The organism is Tunturibacter gelidoferens, from assembly GCF_040358255.1.
GTDB classification, from domain to species: domain Bacteria; phylum Acidobacteriota; class Terriglobia; order Terriglobales; family Acidobacteriaceae; genus Edaphobacter; species Edaphobacter gelidiferens.
Genome location: NZ_CP132938.1, coordinates 4837869 through 4856209 on the forward strand (window position 1 = coordinate 4837869; position 18341 = coordinate 4856209).

Genomic DNA, 18341 nt, shown 5'->3' on the forward strand with positions numbered 1-18341 from the left:
TCGACCGTACAAGCTCAATACATCATCGCGTCACTGGGCAATTCAGCGCCCCGCATCTGTCTTCCCTTTTGTTGCTCCCTTTCTTCCACACGCCACAACTCACTTCGAACCGAGCACAGCCGAAATCCCCGCTTCCCCGCTCCTTCGCCACCCCGACACCAAATCTGCTAAACTACCTTAGTCGGTACAGCGATCCTGCAAGTGCACCCGCGCGCTTGAGCCTTACGGAAAGCACTCTCATCGACATCTCACCGCAGCACATTCGGGGCGTAGCGCAGTCTGGTAGCGCACCTGGTTCGGGACCAGGGGGTCGGAGGTTCGAATCCTCTCGCCCCGACCATTTAAATCCCACGTTATCAATGAATTAGCAAACTGCCTTTCTGTGCAACCTTTTGCATTTGGGTCCATTTGGGTCCAATCAATAATTCTTCGATCCGGCCCACCGCATTGCGCGACTCCGAGGAGACCGCGTGGATGTAATGCTCCCGCGTCACCTCGGACGAGGTATGCCCCAGCAGGGTCTGCACTGTGCCGAGGGGAGTCCCCGCCGCATCAAGCAAACTCGCTGTCAGGTGACGCAGCCAGTGCCAATTAAAGCCCTTCAGCCCCAGCCTTACGGCGACCGGTCTGAACTGCCGGTTGAGCAGGTTGCGACGGCAAAGGGCAGTTCCCGCGGCTGAGGAGAAGATCAGCGCAGTTCCGCTTCCCTGCCTCTGCAGACCGAGGATCTGAACCGCAATCGGAGAGAGCGGAACGACCCGCCGGCTCCGCTTCGTCTTGGGGGTATCGAACTGGCCCTCGTAGACCGTCTGCCGAACGCGTAACGTTCCCGCGGTCAGGTCGACGTCACACCAGCGCAGTGCAAGCATCTCCCCAATCCGCAGTCCCGTTAGAACGATCAGCGCTGCAATCGAACGGGACGGTTCCGGCAGCTCTTTGAGCAGAGACTTGAGCTCATCCAGGGAGACCAGAGGTGGCTCCTCGGAATGAATACGACGCGGCAGGCGGGTCTTTTTAACGACATTCTGCCGAATCAGCTCATCCATCTCCGCAGCATTGAGCACGGTCCCAAACGTGGTCCGAAGATGCCGGACCGAGTTCCAGGACATGCCAGCGCTGAACTTTCCGTGCAGCCACTTCTGTACTCCGTCCCGGGTCAGCGCCCGAAGGGGTATCTCCCCGAAGACCGGCAGAATATGGGTTTGAAGGTTGTGGTCATAGAACAGACGGGTGGAAAGCTTGAGCGAAGGAAATACCGAAGGCTTCCACATCTCCTCCGCAAACCTCCGCAGAGTCATCGGCCCCGATGCCCCTGGCTTGCCTACGTTTATCAGTTTCAGGCGTTCCCACAGTTCTCGTTCCGCATTGCGCTTCGACGATATCTCCTCGACTGCTCCAAGGACTACCGATCTCCGCACAATACGAATCGAGCCCTGAGGCCCCGGAACTTCTTCACGCCAACGTCCGATCCACACTTTGTTTTTCTTGCCTCTCTTCGAGACGGTGCCATATTGCAACCGACTATTCTGAGTCATTTCATGATCCTTCCTGACTCTTCCAGCCGGTATAGCGTCGTAACCGCAGTGTAGGAGCTATCCGCTTTGTATTCAAGGCTCATCGCGAAGTCCCCTGATCGACCCAGATGCGGACCTCTTTCAGGCGAAAACGCAGGTATTTCCCAATCTTCAGGTGGGGTATCTTATCCCTGCCTCGTTTGCGTACTCGTTCATAAACCCATGACGGCGAAACTCGCAGAGCTGCCGCTATTTCGTCTACGGTCAGAAGTTCCAGCAGGTACTCTGCAGCTCCTGCATGACCTCGCTCGGGCTCAGGAGACAACACGGCGTCTGAACTATTCCTATTCATCGCCGAGCCCTGCCGGTTTGATGTACGAGCGGGAGCAACTATGACATCCATAATTCACCTCGAAGCCGGCCGTAATCACTTCGACTCGCCGACTGACCTCAACTTAGGTCAAAAAAAAGGCTGCGATTATTACCTTTTGCGACGCATTATTCCCTCTGAGTCAATAATCCAGAGCCACACTTTGTTGCATCGCAACCACAATCATTCGACCCCTCAGCTTGATCGTTGTCCGGGTATGCGCGATGATCGATTCGAACAATGAGCAGCACACCCATCATTCCGCCGGGCGGTATGCCGCCAATCCCACCCCACTGGCGCGAGGAAAGCGACTGGATCGTCCTCATCGAATTTCTGCCAAAGAATGACGTCGAAGACCGCACACAGGCCGCAGAGCGAACGGGTACATGCTGGCATATGCGCAGATGACCGATACTCGAATGCTGGCCCTTTTGGGTGATCCTCAAGCGGACGCATACGAGCTGCTGTTCTCATTCAATTCGGCAGAGAATAAGACTGAGTTCATGCGCCTTCTCAATTCAAACGAGCTATCCGCCTGCGACGACGAATTCATTCAGGTCCCTCCGCAGGACGAGATCGATGCGGCCCAGCCTATCGCTAAGGTCCTGCCTGAAGATGTTGTCCAGAGAGTCACTCTGATCGCAACCATGCTGATGGGCGGGCAGTCCGGCATCGTTCAGTAACAATCTGCGCCTTCGAATGTCTGAGGGAGCGATTCTCGAAGACATTCCTGCTGCACCTGAGTGATTGCCAATACTCATCCCCGCAGTCCCATTGCTCTTCATTCGCCCGGACACTGCTTCGGGCCTGGTCCGACGCCCTGCGGACGGCGCAGGCTCTGCTTCGGCCTGACAGCCGCCCTCCGGGTTTCGGGTCTCTCCAAAACAAGCCTCTGCACAGAACGCAGAACATTCTTTCGGCCCTCCCGAAAATGCGCCCGCTTGCCTTGGGAGGTGGGCCCCTCGCATCGCTTCGCGTGGTGTGTCCCGAGCGCCTTCAGAGGCAACGGACCAGAGGAGATTTCAGAAATGGCAACCACAAGCGTAGCAACCGCACAGCAGAGCAACTTCGCCAACCGGATCCTTCACGGCGACTGCATCGAAGTGATGCGTCAGATGCCTGCGAACAGCATAGATTTCATCCTCACTGATCCGCCCTATCTCGTGAACTACCGCGACCGCGGTGGACGCACGATTCAGAACGACCTCGATGAGAGCTGGCTCAAACCTGCGATGGCCGAAGCGTATCGGGTATTGAAACAGGACCGCATCGCTGTGATGTTTTACGGATGGACGAAGGTTGATTCGTTCTTCGAAGCATGGCGCAGCGCGGGGTTTCAACCTGTCGGACACATCGTCTTTCGCAAGAGCTATAGCTCGAAGAGCAGGTTCCTCCGCTACCAGCATGAGCAGGCATTCCTGCTGGCCAAGGGCAGACCGCCGCTGCCGAAGCAGCCGCTCGGCGATGTGATGGAGATGCCCTACAGCGGCAACAAGCTTCACCCCACGCAGAAGCCCATACCGGCGCTGGTGCCGCTGATCCGTAGCTTCACTCTTCAAGGCGAGAGCGTACTCGATCTCTTCGCTGGAAGCGGAAGCACCTGTGCAGCCGCGTTGCTTACAGGCCGTACGTATACCGGCGTGGAGATGGACGACGCTTACTTTCAGCAGGCCAGCGAGCGTTTGATCAGAGTCGACCAGAGGGTCGCTGCAAAGCGATCTTCTGGTTCGGGCATTCCCACGCGAGTGTGATGCTACCCGCGTGGCCGCCGCGGCTCGAGGCGAGCCATTGTTCAGAGCCGTGATGATCGCGGCCTTGACCCGCAGCCTGCTCACGGATTCTTCGCCCCATCATGGTGGGAATGCCATGCGCTGCGCCCTGCACGGCGCAATGCCCACACATGAGTCCATTCTCATCGTGGTGTGCCAGATCGGCCACAATCTGCGTCTCCGGATTATTGCTCCAAATGGAATAACGCGTCGCAAAAGGTAATAATCGCAACCCTGTTTGTGTCCTACCTTCGCTCCAGACGTTTGAACGGAGAGTCTCCACTCGCCGGAAAACGAAAGGAGCAGCAATGCAAATCACCCTTCCCATCAAACGGCCCCATTTCCGGCGATTGCGCGCGCAGTGCCGGAGATGGGCCATTCCTTCACTGGTGTCTCTCGCGGCCCTTCCGGTCTATGCACAGACCGGCGCGAGTCCGTGGGAGAACGCAGTCAACGCCCTCAAGACATCGTTCACCGGTCCGATCGCACAAGGGCTATCGCTTGTCGCCATCGTTGTCGGAGGTCTGATGTTCGCCTACGGTGAGGGCCAGTCGAAGAAGATGCTTGCCGGCATCGTCTTCGGTATCGGTATGGCTATCGGTGCGGTGAACTTCATGGCCTGGCTCTTTCCGTAGTCACACATTGGTGGCAGGCCCAATCACAACCCAACGTTGGATAAGCAGAAAGGAGGTAACAATGGCAGAGGGCGGTTCACATCGCAACCCACGCAGAAACAAGGTCTTCAAAGCGATGAACCGCCCGCTGACCGTGTTGGGTGCAGAGCGGCGGCTGTTCTTCGTCGCGCTGATTACGGGCGGCGCTATCTTCTCCATGCTGCATTCGCTGGTCGGAGGAATTGGTCTCTTCATCGTGGGAGTGATCATTGCGCGGATCGTAACGAAGCATGATGTCGAGATTCTCCGCATTCTCTTCAACTCCACGAAATTCCGCAGACGCTGCGACCCCATGAAGTGGGAACCAACGGAGATCACCGTCAGGAGAAACCATGTTCAGGACTAGCAACATCACGAAGGACTGGAACGAAGCGGGGTCCTTCGCCGCCCAGCTCAACCTGCATGGATTCTGGGACGAGCATTGCTTTCTGACGAAATCGGGCGACCTGTGCACAGTGTTGAAGGTCGGCGGTATCGACTACGAGAGCCTCGACCATGATGGCCGAGATTACGCCGTCAAGCGACTTGAAGCCGCCCTCCGCTCCGTCGACGACAGGACACGTCTCTATCAGATCTTGTTCAAGCACAACCGGCCGGAGATCGCCCATGCCGAGTACGGCGATCCACTCGTCCGCGCCGCAGTAGAACAGCGTGCGGCCTTCCTGAAAGCGAAATCGGAACGACTGTATTCGATCGAGATCATTTGGGTCGTAATGATCGACGGCAGCTATCGCAAGACGGGACTGCTACACGCGCTGTCGCGGTTGCCAAAGCAGCCACGCTCGTCGGTACGCGACTTGCATTCACTGTTCTCAGGCAATAAAGAACGCACCCTGCTCTACCAGCAGATCGAGCGCGACCGGCTGCGCCTGCAGCAAAAAGTTCAGTGTTTGAGTGGGCAGCTTAACGACCTTACCTCGGTCGAGCTGCTAGGGGCGGAAAAGACCTTCCGGCTTGTCCGGCGTCTTGTAAACTTCCGCCCCTCCAAGATCAACGATGCTCCACTATGCGGTGCGCGTCATCTCGATTGGCAGGTGTGCGATTCGGAGTTAGAGGCGCATCGCGGCCATCTGCGTGTGGACGATCACTATGTCCGCGTCCTAACGTTGAAGGAGTTGCCCAGCGAGACGCGGCCACTGCTGTTGCAGGGTCTGCTCGACGTTCGCGCCAACTTCCATGTGGTCACCGAGTGGCATCCGGTAGACAACGCAAAAGCGCGGAAAGAGATCGCCTCCCGCCGCCGTCATCACCACAACTCCAAGACCAGCTTCGTCTCGAACCTTCAGGACCGGCAGAATACAGGCCCGAAGGACGAATTAGTCGATGACTCGAAGGAAGCCGCGGTTGCAGAGCTGGGCGTGGCCCTGACCGCGCTCGGAATGGAAGGCAAGAACTTCGGCGAATACACGCTCTCGATCGTGATCTACGACGAGGACCGTTTCAAGGTCGAGAACGCGGTAGCTGAGTTTCAGAAGCTCTTCACTCAGCATGATGGGCTGCTCTATGAAGAACGCTACAACCTGCTTAACGCCTTCTTCGCCACGGTGCCCGGCAATCGGCAGTTCAATCTTCGCAAGCAGTGGGCTCTTAACTCGAACTATGCCGACCTGTCGTTTCTCTTCACCGTCGATAGCGGCAAACAATGGAACCCGCACCTCGAACGCGAGTACCTCGCCGTTCTCGAATCGAGGCATGGCACACCCTACTACCTGAACCTCCACAGCGGAGATGTAGCCCACACACTGATGCTCGGGGCTACGGGTAGCGGAAAGAGTTTTGCGGCGTCGACCATCCTTCAGTCCGCCCAGAAGTACGAACCACTCACCTTCATCTTCGATCTCGGCGGGAGCTACGAGACGCTGACCCGGGCCTTCGGCGGGTCCTATCTGAACGCCGGTTTGAAGAATCCCGGATTCAGCATCAACCCGTTCTCTCTCGAGCCGACCCACGAGAACCTGAATTTTCTCTATCTCTTCGTTCGTGTGCTCATCGAATCCGGTGGCCGCTACGAGCTGACGACGGCAGATGAAAAGGCGCTCTACGCTGCGCTGGAGCGCATCTATAAACTTCCCCGCGAGATACGGACACTCTCCAACTTCGCATCCGTCCTCGGGCCTCTCGGTGAGCGTCTGCACCGCTGGACGCAGGCTGGACAGTTCGGCCATCTCTTTGACAACGTGGAGGACACGCTCACCTTCTCCCGGTTCCAGACATTCAACTTCGATGGCTGGAGTGATTACCCCGACATTCTGGAGCCCTTGCTGTTTTACGTCTTGCAGCGTGCGTCTTCGGAGATCGAGAAGCCCGAGAACACCGGAACTTTTAAGATATTCCTGATCGATGAGGCGTGGATATTCCTTAAGAACCAGATCATCCGAGCATGGATCATCCGCGCCGAACGAACGTGGCGCAAGAAGAACGCCGCGATGGTGCTGGCCACACAGTCAGTCGTGGAACTGGCCGCCTCCGACATGCTGCACGTCGTCAATGAGTCCTGCCCGACAAAGATATTTCTTGCCAACCCGAATATCGATCGCAAGCTCTATGCCGAAGTCTTCCAGTTGAATGACACGCAACTCGAGTTGCTGGAGTCATTGGTGCCCAAGCGCGAACTACTGCTCATCCAGCCGGAGGGCACCAAGAAACTGGTGCTCGAAGTCGATGCTCTCGGCTACTGGATGGCCACGAACAACTCCCGCGACAACCTTCGCAGACAGGATTACTTCGCCCGCTTCGGCCCGGAGCAGGGACTCCTGCGCCTTGCCGAAGACTACCCCAATCCCACGAACCAAACACCCGCCGAGGAGGCTGCATGAACCGTGCTCCGGTCTTTCCTTTGGTGCTGGGCCTGGTTGCGACCTTTGCCCACGGTCAGCAATCGGCACGCATCGTCAAATACCACGCCAACGACATCGTGAGTGTGCGGGCGAAGATGCGCTACACCACGCTCATCCAGTTACCAGCGAACGAGAAGATTCTGGAGGTTGCCACCGGAGACAAGGACTTCTGGATCATCGACACGGTTGGCAACTACTGCTTTCTCCATCCGGCGAAAGAGGGTATCCATTCCAACCTCAATCTGATTACCGACAAGGGCACGGTCTATTCGCTCACGCTGGACGACGTCGAGACTGTCGATCCTGACCTCAAGGTCGTCATCGAACCGTCCGACCAATCCTCCCTTACTGCCGCGAACGGCCCCAGCAAGCTTGTACCAGCAAGCGAAGTAGAAGCAGCCCGCATCCAGGTGCAAGCGGCTCAGACCCGCGCCTTCAATGCTTCCGAGCAGTTCCGCGCTGAGTATCCGGTCAAGGCACTGAAGTTCGACTACAGCTACCGTAACGAAAGCCCCTTCGATGTCTCCGCGATTTATCACGATGACAAGTTCACCTATATCAAGTCGTCGGCAGCGGAGAAATTCTCCATCTACGAGCTGAAAGATAAGAAGCCCGACCTGATTACCTTCCAGTTGCTGGACGGCACCTACATCATCCCCACTGTCGTCGATCACGGCTACCTCCAGATCGGCAAGCACAAGCTCGCCTTTGACCGGGCGACGAAATAGGAGGCGACGTGCCAGAAGAAACCCAAACTCCAGAAGCTGCCCAGGTACAGGCTTCGCCCAACTCGCCCTCCACTCCAGCCCTCCGCGACAAGCGTGTCGTGCCGGAGGGTGTCGCCCCAAAGCAAGCGCAGGGATACGTCGTTGCAGGACTCGCTGTGCTCATCCTGCTCGCCGTGATGTTTTCGAAGAATCATGCGAAGACCCCTCCCACGGTTCTTCCTCCGAATACCACTCCTTTCTCCAGCGATGCAAACGCGCGGAAGATTGCGGAGCTTGAGCAGAACCTCACCGCGGAGCAGCGGCAAAGCGAACAGCAATTGCAACAACAGAGAGCGGCCGCTGCCACAGCATCGGCAGCAACAGCAGGCGATGCCACAGCTCCGCAGGCGAGTCCGGCAACGGTTTCTGCCACGCAGGTGCCTCCCACCGAGCCGCGTGATCCCATTGCAGACGCCGAACGCGCGATGGCCTTCAAAGCACGTTTTGCCTCCAATCTTGTTTCCACTGATGGCGATGCTTCCCAAGCATCGCCTTCTACGGATGGGACGCCACATCAGGCGACCAGTGTAAACGCCTCTGCGCCTCGCCCTGCGGAGCAGCCCTTCCCGGCTTCTGCTTCGCAGTCCGCCGGCACCCTCAAACGCGCTCCGGAGGTCAATCTGAACTCCGCGCATGGTCAGCCGTTCGCGATCTTCGAGGGTACGATCATCGACGCCGTTCTGGTCGATCGGCTGGATGGAGAGTTTGCCGGGAACTTCAAGGTGATGGTGACCAATCCCGTTTACAGCGAGGACCGCCAGTATGTGCTCATCCCCGAGGGAACATTCATTCTCGGGGACACACAGAAGGTATCGAGCTTCGGCCAGAAGCGCCTTGCTCTCACCTTCCACCGTATGCTCATGCCGGACAAATACTCTGTCGATCTTGACCAGTTCAAAGGCCTTGATCAAGCCGGTGAGACCGGCATCAAAGGCAAGGTCAACAACCACTATCTCCAGATCTTTGGCACCTCGATCGCCCTCGGTGTCATCGCCGGCGCGGCGGAGGCTACCACAAACAGCGGCTACAACCAGAGCGGCTCCGATACCTACCGGCAGGGCATAGCGTCCAGCCTCTCGCAGTCAAGTACGAATGTGCTCGACCGCTTTATCAACGTCCTGCCTACCCACACCATCTTCGAGGGGCATCGCGTCAAGGTCTACATCACCCAGGACATGCTGCTGCCCGCCTATGAGAACCACGACATGCCGGGGGTGTTCTGATGCGTGCTCTTTTCCTTCTTTGTTTCGGCTGCGTGCTTGTGGTTGGCTGCGCCTCCCCCTCGCCTCCGCCGAAACCGTCGCCCTACCGATATGCAAGGGCTGGCAAGCTTAGTCCCATTCAGATCCCACAGCCAGAACAGGAGAAACACCATGACAAAGACACGAACAATTCTCTTCACCTTATTGACGAGTTTCCTCTCGGCCGGCGCGGCCCACGCGCAGTTCGGATCGGGCATCGTCTACGACCCAACCCAGAGTGCGCACGCTCTGCAACAGCTTCAACAGGGTGCGAGCGAGCTCCAGAAATGGACAACGGAGCTCAACGACTGGCAGGAGCACCTGCAGAAAGAAGCCCAGATCTACACGACCGCGGAAGAGACTCGGACCCAGATCGTGACTATGTACAACCTGGCCTACCAGATGTCGACGATGCCGCAAAATCTTGCCGCGAGATATAAGGCAGACTTTGCACGATGGTCAAACCTGGCGGCTCCGCCGAATACGTATGGCAACACCTCCGAATTAGTGAATGCCCTCAATTTCGGCGGGCTACCGCAAGCCTCTCAGGGTTACAACAGTGCATTCGTCCAGGCCCAGAACTACCCTTCGGGAATTTATTCCTCTCTCGACTCACCCACCCGGGCAACGATTGCGAATCAGTACGCCACCTCCGAGTTGGCACGGACTACGACAACCAGCGCGGTCGCTACCCTCGGAACCGTTCGTTCGGACTCGCAGGCGTTTGCAACCAAACTCGCTAACCTCGAGGCTGACACGTTTTCGACCGACCCCGCACAGCAGACCGAGAACGCACTGCTCGGCAAGATCAACTCCGCCACACTGCTTCAGATTCACTCGCAGCAGGACACTAACCAACTCCTCGCGGCCTCCATACAACAGCAGATCCTCGCCCAAAAACAGCAGATCGATGAGCAGAACCGCGCGATCAACAACTCCATTTACTTCCAGCAAAACTTCTCGAACACCATGCAGAACGTGACCAGCGGAGTGAGTAACTCGATCCACTCAATCTCTCTCAGCACGACAGGACAGTGACCCAATGCAAGAGAATCCATTTACTTTTCTCGGCCAGGCCATCAGCCAGCTCTTGTCGTCGCACAGCGCGGCACTGCAGGCTGCGGGACTTAATATGTTCCGCGGCCTGGCCGTTATTCTGATCGCATGGTTCGGCATCAAAGCCGCCCTGTCCGCTTCGCACGGACATGGCGGCTTTCACTTCGCCAAGTTCGCCGACCTGATCCTCGTGATCTCGTTTGGCCTTGGGATGCTGACTTACTACTCGACGCCCATCCCCGGTGTCGGCTATAGCTTCAGCGACCTGATCACCAAAGAAGCGTTGAGCATCTCTGGACAGATCGAGTCCGACCAGACCCAGCATATCGCTACCACCATCACGACTGCGGAGCAGCAGCTTGGCACACCACCCGGCAGCTTCAACATCCTCGAGGATCTGACGTTTCTATTGATCGTTGTCCTGTTAGCGGCAATGCAGGCCGTCTCCTTCGCCGTGATTGCTTACGGCTACGTCGCCTCCGCACTATGTGTGTTGATCGGTCCGGTCTTCATCCCCTGGTTCATTGTGCCCAAGATGGACTGGTTGTTCTGGGGCTGGTTCAAGGCATTCATCGGCTTCAGCTTCTATCAGGTCATCGCCTCAGCGTTCATCTTCGTCTTCTCGAAGGTCCTGACCTCGATGTTTCAGGTGATCGGCAACATCACCATCTCGAACGCACTCACCATATTGCCCGCGTTGTTCATCACGCTCTTCGTCTGCATCTACGGCCTGGTCAAGATACCGGAGCTGACGGGAGCAATACTCAGTGGACGCAGTGGCACATGGGTCAACCCGATGGGAAGGTAACTATGACAGATACGAACAAGCCTCTGCCAATCACCGATGCCGGACAGAAGTTTCTGGAGCTGTACGCCGAGCCTATCGTCACCAACACCTATCTGAAAGTCGCACTGCTAGTGCTCTCAGTTGTCACGCTCGGCTGCCTTGCGCTCCTCTATCAAGCTGAGACCGCTGCCTTGCGGCTGAAGCCGCTCGTCATTTCGGTCTCGGAAGCAGGTCGAGGAGAGGTATCAAACTATGCCGACTTCTCGAAGGTGCCGGTCGAGCGGGTGAGCAAGTATTACCTCGCCCGCTGGGCGGAGCTTTACTACGGACGCAGTCACGCCACGCTGCAGCGTGACTTTGCCGAATCGCTGAACTTCTTCTCGAATGACTTGCAAGGGGCTACGCTCCTGCGCGTCACCAAGTCGAAGACCCTTGAAACCTTCCTGCTCGACCCCAGTGCGTTGAATGTCGATGTCGAGATTAAGTCCGTGGTCCTTGAGGACCTGCGGCAGGCGCCCTATCGCGCCCATATCGAGTTCGAGAAGGTCTTACGCTCACCGGGCGATCAGGAGGAACAGAAGCGCGAACGCTGGACCGCAATCGTCGTCTACGGCTTCCGCGACGAGGTTCCCAATCAGATGCTGCTCACGAATCCTCTCGGGCTGGTTGTCAGCTATGTCCATGAGGATCAGGCGTTCGGGAGCTAACAGTCATGCGACCCAAAATGACCATACTCCTCCACTGTGCCGATCGTGAGTTGCTTTCTGCGACGGCATTTACTCTGCGCCTGCATCCGTATCAGGTCATCGCTATTGAGGAGCGTGGAAGCCTCCCTGGTGGCCGCCGATCGAAGTCCGGCCTTCGCCTGCGGCATACTCATTCACGCCCGGCAGGGAGACCTTACCGGACGGCTAATTCATCGCATCCTGGAATGCGCCGCGCATATGCCACTTCTGTTGGTGGATCGTGCCGGCGACCTCGCACCTGTCCGCTACGCCGACGTGGTGCTCTATGGCCGCAACACTACGATGGAGCACATTCTCGCATCGCTTCAGATGCTCTGCCGCCGCAGGCCCGGACAGAAAGCACGGAGTGTCGCTTGAGATATCTCTCTGTCTGTTCGGGGATCGAAGCGGTATCAGTCGCTTGGCAGCCGCTAGGTTGGCAGCCCGCGATGTTTGCCGAGATCGATCCCTTCTGTGCATGGCTGCTGCGCTCGCGCTATCGCGCGTCGCGGCCCATGCACATGCCAAGTCCACATGACGCGCCAACGCGCAAGGAGACGAAGCAGCGTGCGGCGGCCATTCGCAACATCGTTGCTCTGCCTGCCGATGGCGCGGTCATCAATGCCGGCGACTTCACTCGCATAGGAGCAGACGATGTTGGAGCAATCGACCTTCTGGCCGGAGGAACACCTTGCCAGTCTTTCTCCGTCGCCGGTAAGCGAGTCGGACTGGATGATCCGCGTGGCAACCTCACCATCGAGTTTGCTCGACTTGCTGGCAAACTCAGGCCCTTATGGCTGGTGTGGGAGAACCTCCCCGGCATCCTGTCGATCGACGACGGACGGACGTTTGGAGCCTTCCTCGGGATGCTGGTCGAACTCGGGTATGGGATCGCCTACCGAGTTCTGGACGCTCAGCATTTCGGAGTACCCCAGCGACGGCGTCGCGTCTTCGTTGTCGGACATCTTGGAGACTGGCGAGCTGCCGCAGCGGTATTACGTGAGCGGCACGGCCTGTCGGGGAATCCTCCGCCGCGCCGAGAAGCGCGGCAAGGACCTACCGGAGGCGTTGAGGTCGGCCCTACTGGCGGTCGCCTCACAGATACCGCTCCCACCATCGATGGGGGATGCAAGGATGGTTTCGTCCGTAATCAACTAGGGGCTGGCGTCCTCTCGTTAACGGACCAGATATCCCATTGCCTGAACGCAGGCGGCATGGGCAGGCAGGATTTTGAGACTGAGACGCTGATCGCTCACGCGCTCTCCGCCGATGGCTTCGACGCGAGCGAGGACGGCACCGGGCGTGGAACGCCCATGGTGCCGGTCGCCATCTGTACTGCACATACGCAGTCCAATGGCAGCGGCTTCTCCGGTGACGTTGCTCACACATTGGAGAGCGGAGGCGCTCAGACTATCGCCTTTGCGCAGAACAGCCGCAACGAAGTGCGATTGCATGGCGGAGACGGAATGACAGTCGGAGCACTCGTAGCGCAACCAGGCGCTAAACGGCAATCCTACGTCGCCTTCTCCGCGAAAGACTATGGTGCCGACGCGGATAAAGTCGCACCGACACTGCGCGGAATGGGACATGACCGGAGCCATGCCAATGGTGGTGGCCAGATAGCGATCGCCTTCACACAGAACCAGGAAGGGGACGTCCTTAGCGGCGATGTCATGCACCCGCTGGGAACGAACTCAAACGCCACCGGACGAAACGCTCCAACTCTTGCCTTCACGCTTCATGGCAGTGATCGAGCGGCAAGTGCGGCATCGTCCACCGATATTGCTGGAAGTCTGCGCACCCGCGCGCCCGGAAGCGTCGAGAACAGCTCGACGACCGCCGTGCTGCAGGAACAGCCTGTCGCATGGGCTGGAGAACTCACTGCCTCGACCGATATAGCGGGGACCCCTCAACGTGGCGGCGAGGGAGGGAGGTCCGACGGGGTGATGACCCCTCAGTTGGCCGTGCGGCGGCTGACACCGCGCGAGTGCGAACGGTTGCAAGAATTCCCCGATGATTACACGCTGGTCGAGTATCGCGGCAAGCTGGCGGCCGATGGCCCCCGCTACAAAGCGCCCGGCAATTCGATGGCGGTTCCAGTCATGCGCCGGATTGGCGAGCGCATCGCAGCCGTCGATGCAATCCTCCGTGATCGACACGGCAACGGGAGCGTCCGATGAGTCGGCAGGCCCTCACTCAGACGACACTGGCGCGTACCTCCCAGGCGCGGAGAGAAGCAGCCCCTCTTCTTGCCTTTGCCGCCCCTGAACTCGACCGACCCCTCTCGCCTCACACTCCGTCGCCCGCAGACAGGTTCTCTGCATGGAAGGGTACGGAGGACGATCGAGAGCGGACGGCGCGGTTAACCCACCCTCTGCTTTTGGAGCCGGATCTGTGGCAGTCGAGTCCAATTGGTTCTATCACTGTCCGGTTGCACCGTCATCCTGAACGCCATCGAGTCCTTCGGACGGGTATTTCCATAGCGCGCCATCTCTCCTGTATTTTCCCTGCTCACCCTCGGTCACTCGCTTCAGTGCTTTACCCGCGCCCTGCGGCACGGCGCGTCTCTGCTTCCGCTATGCCGCCCTACGGGTTACGGCTTTCAGAAAATCTTTGTGCAACGAACGCAAAAAGATTTCCCGAACCTTCCGTAAAAGCGCCGCTTGGCACTTGGGAGCGGGGCACCTCGCGTCGCTTCGCGCAAGAGTGTCCCGAGGGCAATCCGGGCAAATACAAACAAGGAGAAACACAATGGCACTCTACGAAAACAACGTCAAACTGAAGGGCTACGTCGGCAAGGACGCCGAGAGCTACGCAACCAAACAGCAGCAGACCTTCGCGGTCTTCTCGGTCGCCGTCAAGTCCGGCTACAAGGACAAGCAGACAGACCAGTGGGTGAACCGTACCGAGTGGCCCCGTATCGTTGTCTTCGGCAAGCCCTCCGACTACGCAAAGTACCTGAAGAAGGGTGACTACGTCGAGATCGAAGGCGAGTTGCGCAGCTCCGAGCGCGAGGTCGAGATCGTCAAGGACAAGAAGAAGACGAAGATCAAGATTCGCGATTGGGAGGTACGCGCCAGCAGCGTGAAGAAACTGGCGAAGCCTTCCTCAGGGGAGAATCTCGATTCCGAGACCATCACGGAGGGCGACGCGGCTTAGGCCGCGTTGTCCTTCCTCGGGAGGTCCAGCCATGACACTCTTCGAAAACACCGTCAAATTGCGCGGTTTCCTAGTAAAGGATTCTGCGTCTCCCCCTTCGGATGGAGTCACGGACGACGCTTTCGCAGTCCTGTTTCTCGCAACGATGTCCGGTACCTGGAATATCGCTTATAGCGAGTGGATTCCACGCACCACCTGTCACAGGATCGTCTGTCCGGGACCCTACTTCTGCGGCTTCACTCGTGGAATGAAGCGCGGGGAATATGTCGAAGTAGAAGGTGAACTCTATGTCTACGACTATGAGCGGCCAGTCGTCGTGGAAGGCGAGCGCTTTACGGCGGAACGATTTAGATGCGAGGTCAGGGCGCTTCAAGTGCGCAGGCTGGAGCGTCCACCAATGGTCGTCGATACGGGCGAGAACGACTAACGCGGTCTCGCTCTCTTTCGCGGAGAGGCTATTGCCTCTCCGCTTTTCTTCTTACATTGCCGCGCAGTTCGCACGGAAAGGATATTGATGATCGCCAACGCCGCCTTCGTCGCCACACTGATCTTTCTCACGCTTGGCTTCTGGTTGAGCAATGAGCTTCGCTTCCTCACTCCGTGGCGCGGCTTCATCCTCCACAACCATCTTCAGAGCATCGCGCTTTACTGCGCTCTGCTCTTCACCAACCTCCTCGGCCTCACCGTCTGGATCGAGCGCAAGTTCTTCCTGCGCGACACAGGCCGGAAGCTCAGGCATCTCGATCAGGAGATTCATACCGGTCAAAGCGAACTGTCCGAAGAAATCCTTTCCCGCTTCGGCGGAGAAGAGGAGGAACAGTAATCATGCAGAGCGAAGACCAATATATGGAACGCACCCCCGACCTTGTGGCGAGGATTCGCAAGCTGCGCGAAGCCGCAGAAAAAGAGATGAACCGCTTTACCTGTCTGTCCGACTACGACGTGCGCCGTGTCGTCGGACAGGGACCGAGGACCGCTTCAGTTTCGGCCGAAACAGTCTCTGCCTCGGCCGCCCAGAGCCGTCCGAAGAAGTCCTCGGGCAAGCCCTCGAACACGCAGACCTCGATTCAGTTTTCGCTTGCTCCTGCGGAGCCGGGGGATGGCGGGGAGGCTGAATGAAAATCGATATTCCCCAGGAACTCCCTCACCGCCGTGAGAACGGCGGTGCAGTTCCGGAACACTCCGCAACGCGCAAACTACCGGACAATCCCATCCTCCATCGCCTGCGGTCTCTGGGGGAGCCTGGCACGGACGCTCGCCGCTCCCCTCCACGGGCGAAGCACCCCCATGACGAGTCTGCGTCTGAGCTTCCGCATGATCGCCGCCGTCCTGCGCCCTCCGCCGATCCTCGGCGTCCGGCACGGACAGGCGGGAGCATTGTGGGACTGGAGCTCCGCCCTGAAGAAAAGCAGCTTCTACGAGAGGCTGGACGCTTTCGCGTCGTCCGCACATCGGACCTCCGCGAGACGCTATACCAGGGCAAAGCCCGGCCTCTCGAGAATGATCTGAAGTATCTCCGCGACAAGGGCTTGATTGAAACCCGATTCGTCAATCTGCGCCGCGATGGACGGCGGCGCACGATTGAACGCACCGAGGTCGTCACCCTTACCAAAGACGGCCGTCGCCTCCTGCTGAAGCAAGGCGACCTACCGAATGACCAGAGAGTCTATACCGGACTTGTGAAGCCCCGCGAGATCGAGCATGACTCCCAGATCTACCGCGCCTACCGGAAAGAGTCGGAGAAGATCGAGAAGAAAGGTGGCACCAATCTCCGCGTAAAGCTCGATTTCGAGATCAAGTCCCAGGTTCAGAAGGCGATCTACGCCGAGCGCAAAGCCGATCCCAAACGCGACATGGCCGAGATCAAAGAGGAGGTAGCACTGCGTTTGGATCTGCCCTTCGTCGATGGCAAGATTCAGATCCCGGATGCGCGAATCGAATTCGATCAGCCCAGCGGAGTGGATCATAACTTAGACGACCGGACCCTAACTGGTCATGAGGACATCGAGGTCCTCACCGCCGCCTATCACGCCGGACACCTGCGCGCGAAGGCGCAGGCAGGTTTCCGCAACTATGCATCTTCGTCCGACTTCTCCACGATTTCTTCGAAGATCGAGGACGACCACCACATGATGCGAGACATTCTGGAGCTCTGACTATGGACTACGATCCAATCTCTTCTCTCGAAGCCATCGGATACATCGAGCGGGAGGCTTCGTTCCTCTATCTGGTCGCGGTACACTCCGGCTACTTCCTTCGCCGCCAGTATTGCCGATTCGCGGGGCGCGACGGAGGTACGCTCTTCTCCCGATTTCTCAAGAAGGCCGACCGACACCGCCATTTTCATGTGATCGAGTGCGGTCAGGGTTGGCACATCTACCACCTGACCTCGAAGTCGATCTATAGGGCGCTCGAACGGCCCCACTCCCAGCACCGCCGCATTAAGGGCGACTCTTATATTAAGTCGCGTCTCATGGTGCTGGACTTCGTCCTCGCCTACGTGCGCGTGAACTTGCTCACGGATGAGGCCGGCAAGGTCGATTTCTTCACGACGCAGTGTGGCGTTCGTTCGGAGCTACTACCCAGAAGTTACGCCGGGAGGCTGATGTACTTTCCCGATGGGTTCCCCATCCTGGTCTCGAACTCCGGCGTTCCTAGCTTCACCTTCTTCGACGGAGGCCAGGCGACCTCCTCACGGTTCGAGCGTTTCCTCGCACAGTACCAGCCCCTATTCGCAGCTCTTGGTGAGTTCAATCTCATCTTTGTTGCCGACACTGAGAGTAACTCTTCGAGAGCGAAGGCTACCTTCCATCGTTTTTTACCTGCCGACTGCCTGCGCGGTGTCACGCCGACGACACCCCTCGGCGTCGACCACTTCGTCCAGTTCCTCGAAGTCAGGCAGCAGTCCGAAGTCGGTGGACGCGGAGTTCTGTCCAGCGATCTCAAGACTCTGCGGGAGGGCGAAGCTATGTATACGTCACTGGAGCACCAGGCTCTCTACTCGGCATGGAAGATCGGCAGCACCACGGTGGAGAAGATTCGTCAGAGATTTCTCCAGACCTCGATGCGGGTGAACTTCTCCACCGTGGTCCTGCCTTACCGCTATCCAGTCGATGTCGCGCGGCCCGGAGTTCGCTCCCACGAGGGTGACGACACCCCATACCAGACCCGTGACGAGACCCCTTCTGCCGAGGATAAGCCATGAGATTCCAACTAGTTCCGCAGATAGGTAGTGTCAGGGAGGGGTATGTGCCGGGGGTGGGAGCGACCCCGCCCTCCGGGCTGCCGCGTCGACTGACGCCGCGCTGGTCGCTCCCACCCCCGGCACACCACGTATCCAGGAAATATCTAACGCAGATATTTCACTGATTCGCGCTGGGTACTAACCGGATCAGCTCAGCATGGTTCGCTGATCCTCAGAGCATCCGGGGCAAGATTCACC

The 18341-nt window shown here is 58.2% G+C and carries 21 protein-coding genes and 1 tRNA gene; 20 read left to right on the forward strand and 2 right to left on the reverse strand.

Going from position 1 to position 18341, the window contains the following annotated elements; genetic code table 11:
• Positions 1-263: 263 nt before the first annotated feature.
• Positions 264-340 (forward strand) — tRNA-Pro (locus RBB81_RS20885).
• A gap of 16 nt (positions 341-356) precedes the next feature.
• On the opposite strand, the gene RBB81_RS20890 is transcribed toward RBB81_RS20885, so the two are convergent.
• Together RBB81_RS20890 and RBB81_RS20895 are read right to left on the reverse strand one after the other, a co-directional pair.
• On the reverse strand, positions 357-1535 hold the full coding sequence (locus RBB81_RS20890) for a tyrosine-type recombinase/integrase (RefSeq protein WP_353071966.1): 1179 nt from the start codon (positions 1533-1535) through the stop codon (positions 357-359).
• Positions 1536-1614: 79 nt separating this feature from the next.
• Positions 1615-1917: a helix-turn-helix domain-containing protein gene (locus RBB81_RS20895; RefSeq protein ID WP_353071967.1), complete on the reverse strand. Its 303-nt coding sequence runs from the start codon at positions 1915-1917 to the stop codon at positions 1615-1617.
• Positions 1918-2124: 207 nt separating this feature from the next.
• Here RBB81_RS20895 and RBB81_RS20900 point away from each other — a divergent pair, with 207 nt between their 5' ends.
• From RBB81_RS20900 to RBB81_RS20990, 19 genes are all read left to right on the forward strand, one after another.
• Positions 2125-2292 (forward strand): hypothetical protein, encoded by a 168-nt coding sequence (locus RBB81_RS20900; protein ID WP_353071968.1) that lies wholly within the window; start codon positions 2125-2127, stop codon positions 2290-2292.
• Positions 2293-2387: 95 nt separating this feature from the next.
• A complete protein-coding gene (locus RBB81_RS20905; protein WP_353071969.1) occupies positions 2388-2567 on the forward strand; it encodes a hypothetical protein in 180 nt (59 codons plus the stop codon).
• A 345-nt stretch (positions 2568-2912) separates the two neighbouring features.
• Complete coding sequence (locus RBB81_RS20910; RefSeq protein WP_353071970.1) at positions 2913-3635, forward strand: DNA methyltransferase; 723 nt, start codon at positions 2913-2915, stop codon at positions 3633-3635.
• 326 nt (positions 3636-3961) lie between these two features.
• Positions 3962-4288, forward strand: coding sequence for a TrbC/VirB2 family protein (locus tag RBB81_RS20915; protein WP_353071971.1), 327 nt, complete (start codon positions 3962-3964; stop codon positions 4286-4288).
• 61 nt (positions 4289-4349) lie between these two features.
• Complete coding sequence (locus RBB81_RS20920) at positions 4350-4673, forward strand: VirB3 family type IV secretion system protein (protein ID WP_353071972.1); 324 nt, start codon at positions 4350-4352, stop codon at positions 4671-4673.
• Positions 4660-7143, forward strand: a complete 2484-nt coding sequence (locus tag RBB81_RS20925) for a VirB4 family type IV secretion system protein (RefSeq protein ID WP_353071973.1) — start codon at positions 4660-4662, stop codon at positions 7141-7143. The genes RBB81_RS20920 and RBB81_RS20925 overlap by 14 nt, the downstream gene beginning before the upstream one ends.
• Complete coding sequence (locus tag RBB81_RS20930; protein ID WP_353071974.1) at positions 7140-7892, forward strand: TrbG/VirB9 family P-type conjugative transfer protein; 753 nt, start codon at positions 7140-7142, stop codon at positions 7890-7892. Before RBB81_RS20925 ends, RBB81_RS20930 begins: the two co-directional genes overlap by 4 nt.
• A gap of 8 nt (positions 7893-7900) precedes the next feature.
• Positions 7901-9154 (forward strand): TrbI/VirB10 family protein, encoded by a 1254-nt coding sequence (locus RBB81_RS20935; RefSeq protein WP_353071975.1) that lies wholly within the window; start codon positions 7901-7903, stop codon positions 9152-9154.
• A 150-nt stretch (positions 9155-9304) separates the two neighbouring features.
• Positions 9305-10210, forward strand: a complete 906-nt coding sequence (locus RBB81_RS20940) for a hypothetical protein (protein WP_353071976.1) — start codon at positions 9305-9307, stop codon at positions 10208-10210.
• A gap of 4 nt (positions 10211-10214) precedes the next feature.
• Positions 10215-11036 carry a type IV secretion system protein gene (locus RBB81_RS20945; RefSeq protein WP_353071977.1) on the forward strand — a complete coding sequence of 274 codons (822 nt, stop codon included), beginning with the start codon at positions 10215-10217 and terminating at the stop codon, positions 11034-11036.
• 2 nt (positions 11037-11038) lie between these two features.
• Positions 11039-11722, forward strand: coding sequence for a VirB8/TrbF family protein (locus tag RBB81_RS20950; RefSeq protein ID WP_353071978.1), 684 nt, complete (start codon positions 11039-11041; stop codon positions 11720-11722).
• A 114-nt stretch (positions 11723-11836) separates the two neighbouring features.
• Positions 11837-12118: a hypothetical protein gene (locus RBB81_RS20955; RefSeq protein ID WP_353071979.1), complete on the forward strand. Its 282-nt coding sequence runs from the start codon at positions 11837-11839 to the stop codon at positions 12116-12118.
• The gene (dcm, locus tag RBB81_RS20960; RefSeq protein WP_353071980.1) at positions 12115-13920 is read left to right on the forward strand and encodes a DNA cytosine methyltransferase; all 1806 of its coding nucleotides are present in this window, start codon (positions 12115-12117) and stop codon (positions 13918-13920) included. Before RBB81_RS20955 ends, dcm begins: the two co-directional genes overlap by 4 nt.
• A gap of 571 nt (positions 13921-14491) precedes the next feature.
• Positions 14492-14899, forward strand: coding sequence for a single-stranded DNA-binding protein (locus RBB81_RS20965; RefSeq protein WP_353071981.1), 408 nt, complete (start codon positions 14492-14494; stop codon positions 14897-14899).
• A gap of 31 nt (positions 14900-14930) precedes the next feature.
• Positions 14931-15326 (forward strand): hypothetical protein, encoded by a 396-nt coding sequence (locus tag RBB81_RS20970; protein WP_353071982.1) that lies wholly within the window; start codon positions 14931-14933, stop codon positions 15324-15326.
• 87 nt (positions 15327-15413) lie between these two features.
• Positions 15414-15722, forward strand: a complete 309-nt coding sequence (locus tag RBB81_RS20975) for a hypothetical protein (protein ID WP_353071983.1) — start codon at positions 15414-15416, stop codon at positions 15720-15722.
• 2 nt (positions 15723-15724) lie between these two features.
• Complete coding sequence (locus RBB81_RS20980) at positions 15725-16018, forward strand: hypothetical protein (RefSeq protein ID WP_353071984.1); 294 nt, start codon at positions 15725-15727, stop codon at positions 16016-16018.
• Positions 16015-17055 (forward strand): hypothetical protein, encoded by a 1041-nt coding sequence (locus tag RBB81_RS20985; RefSeq protein ID WP_353071985.1) that lies wholly within the window; start codon positions 16015-16017, stop codon positions 17053-17055. The genes RBB81_RS20980 and RBB81_RS20985 overlap by 4 nt, the downstream gene beginning before the upstream one ends.
• 2 nt (positions 17056-17057) lie before the next feature.
• A complete protein-coding gene (locus RBB81_RS20990) occupies positions 17058-18104 on the forward strand; it encodes a hypothetical protein (RefSeq protein ID WP_353071986.1) in 1047 nt (348 codons plus the stop codon).
• Positions 18105-18341 lie beyond the last annotated feature (237 nt).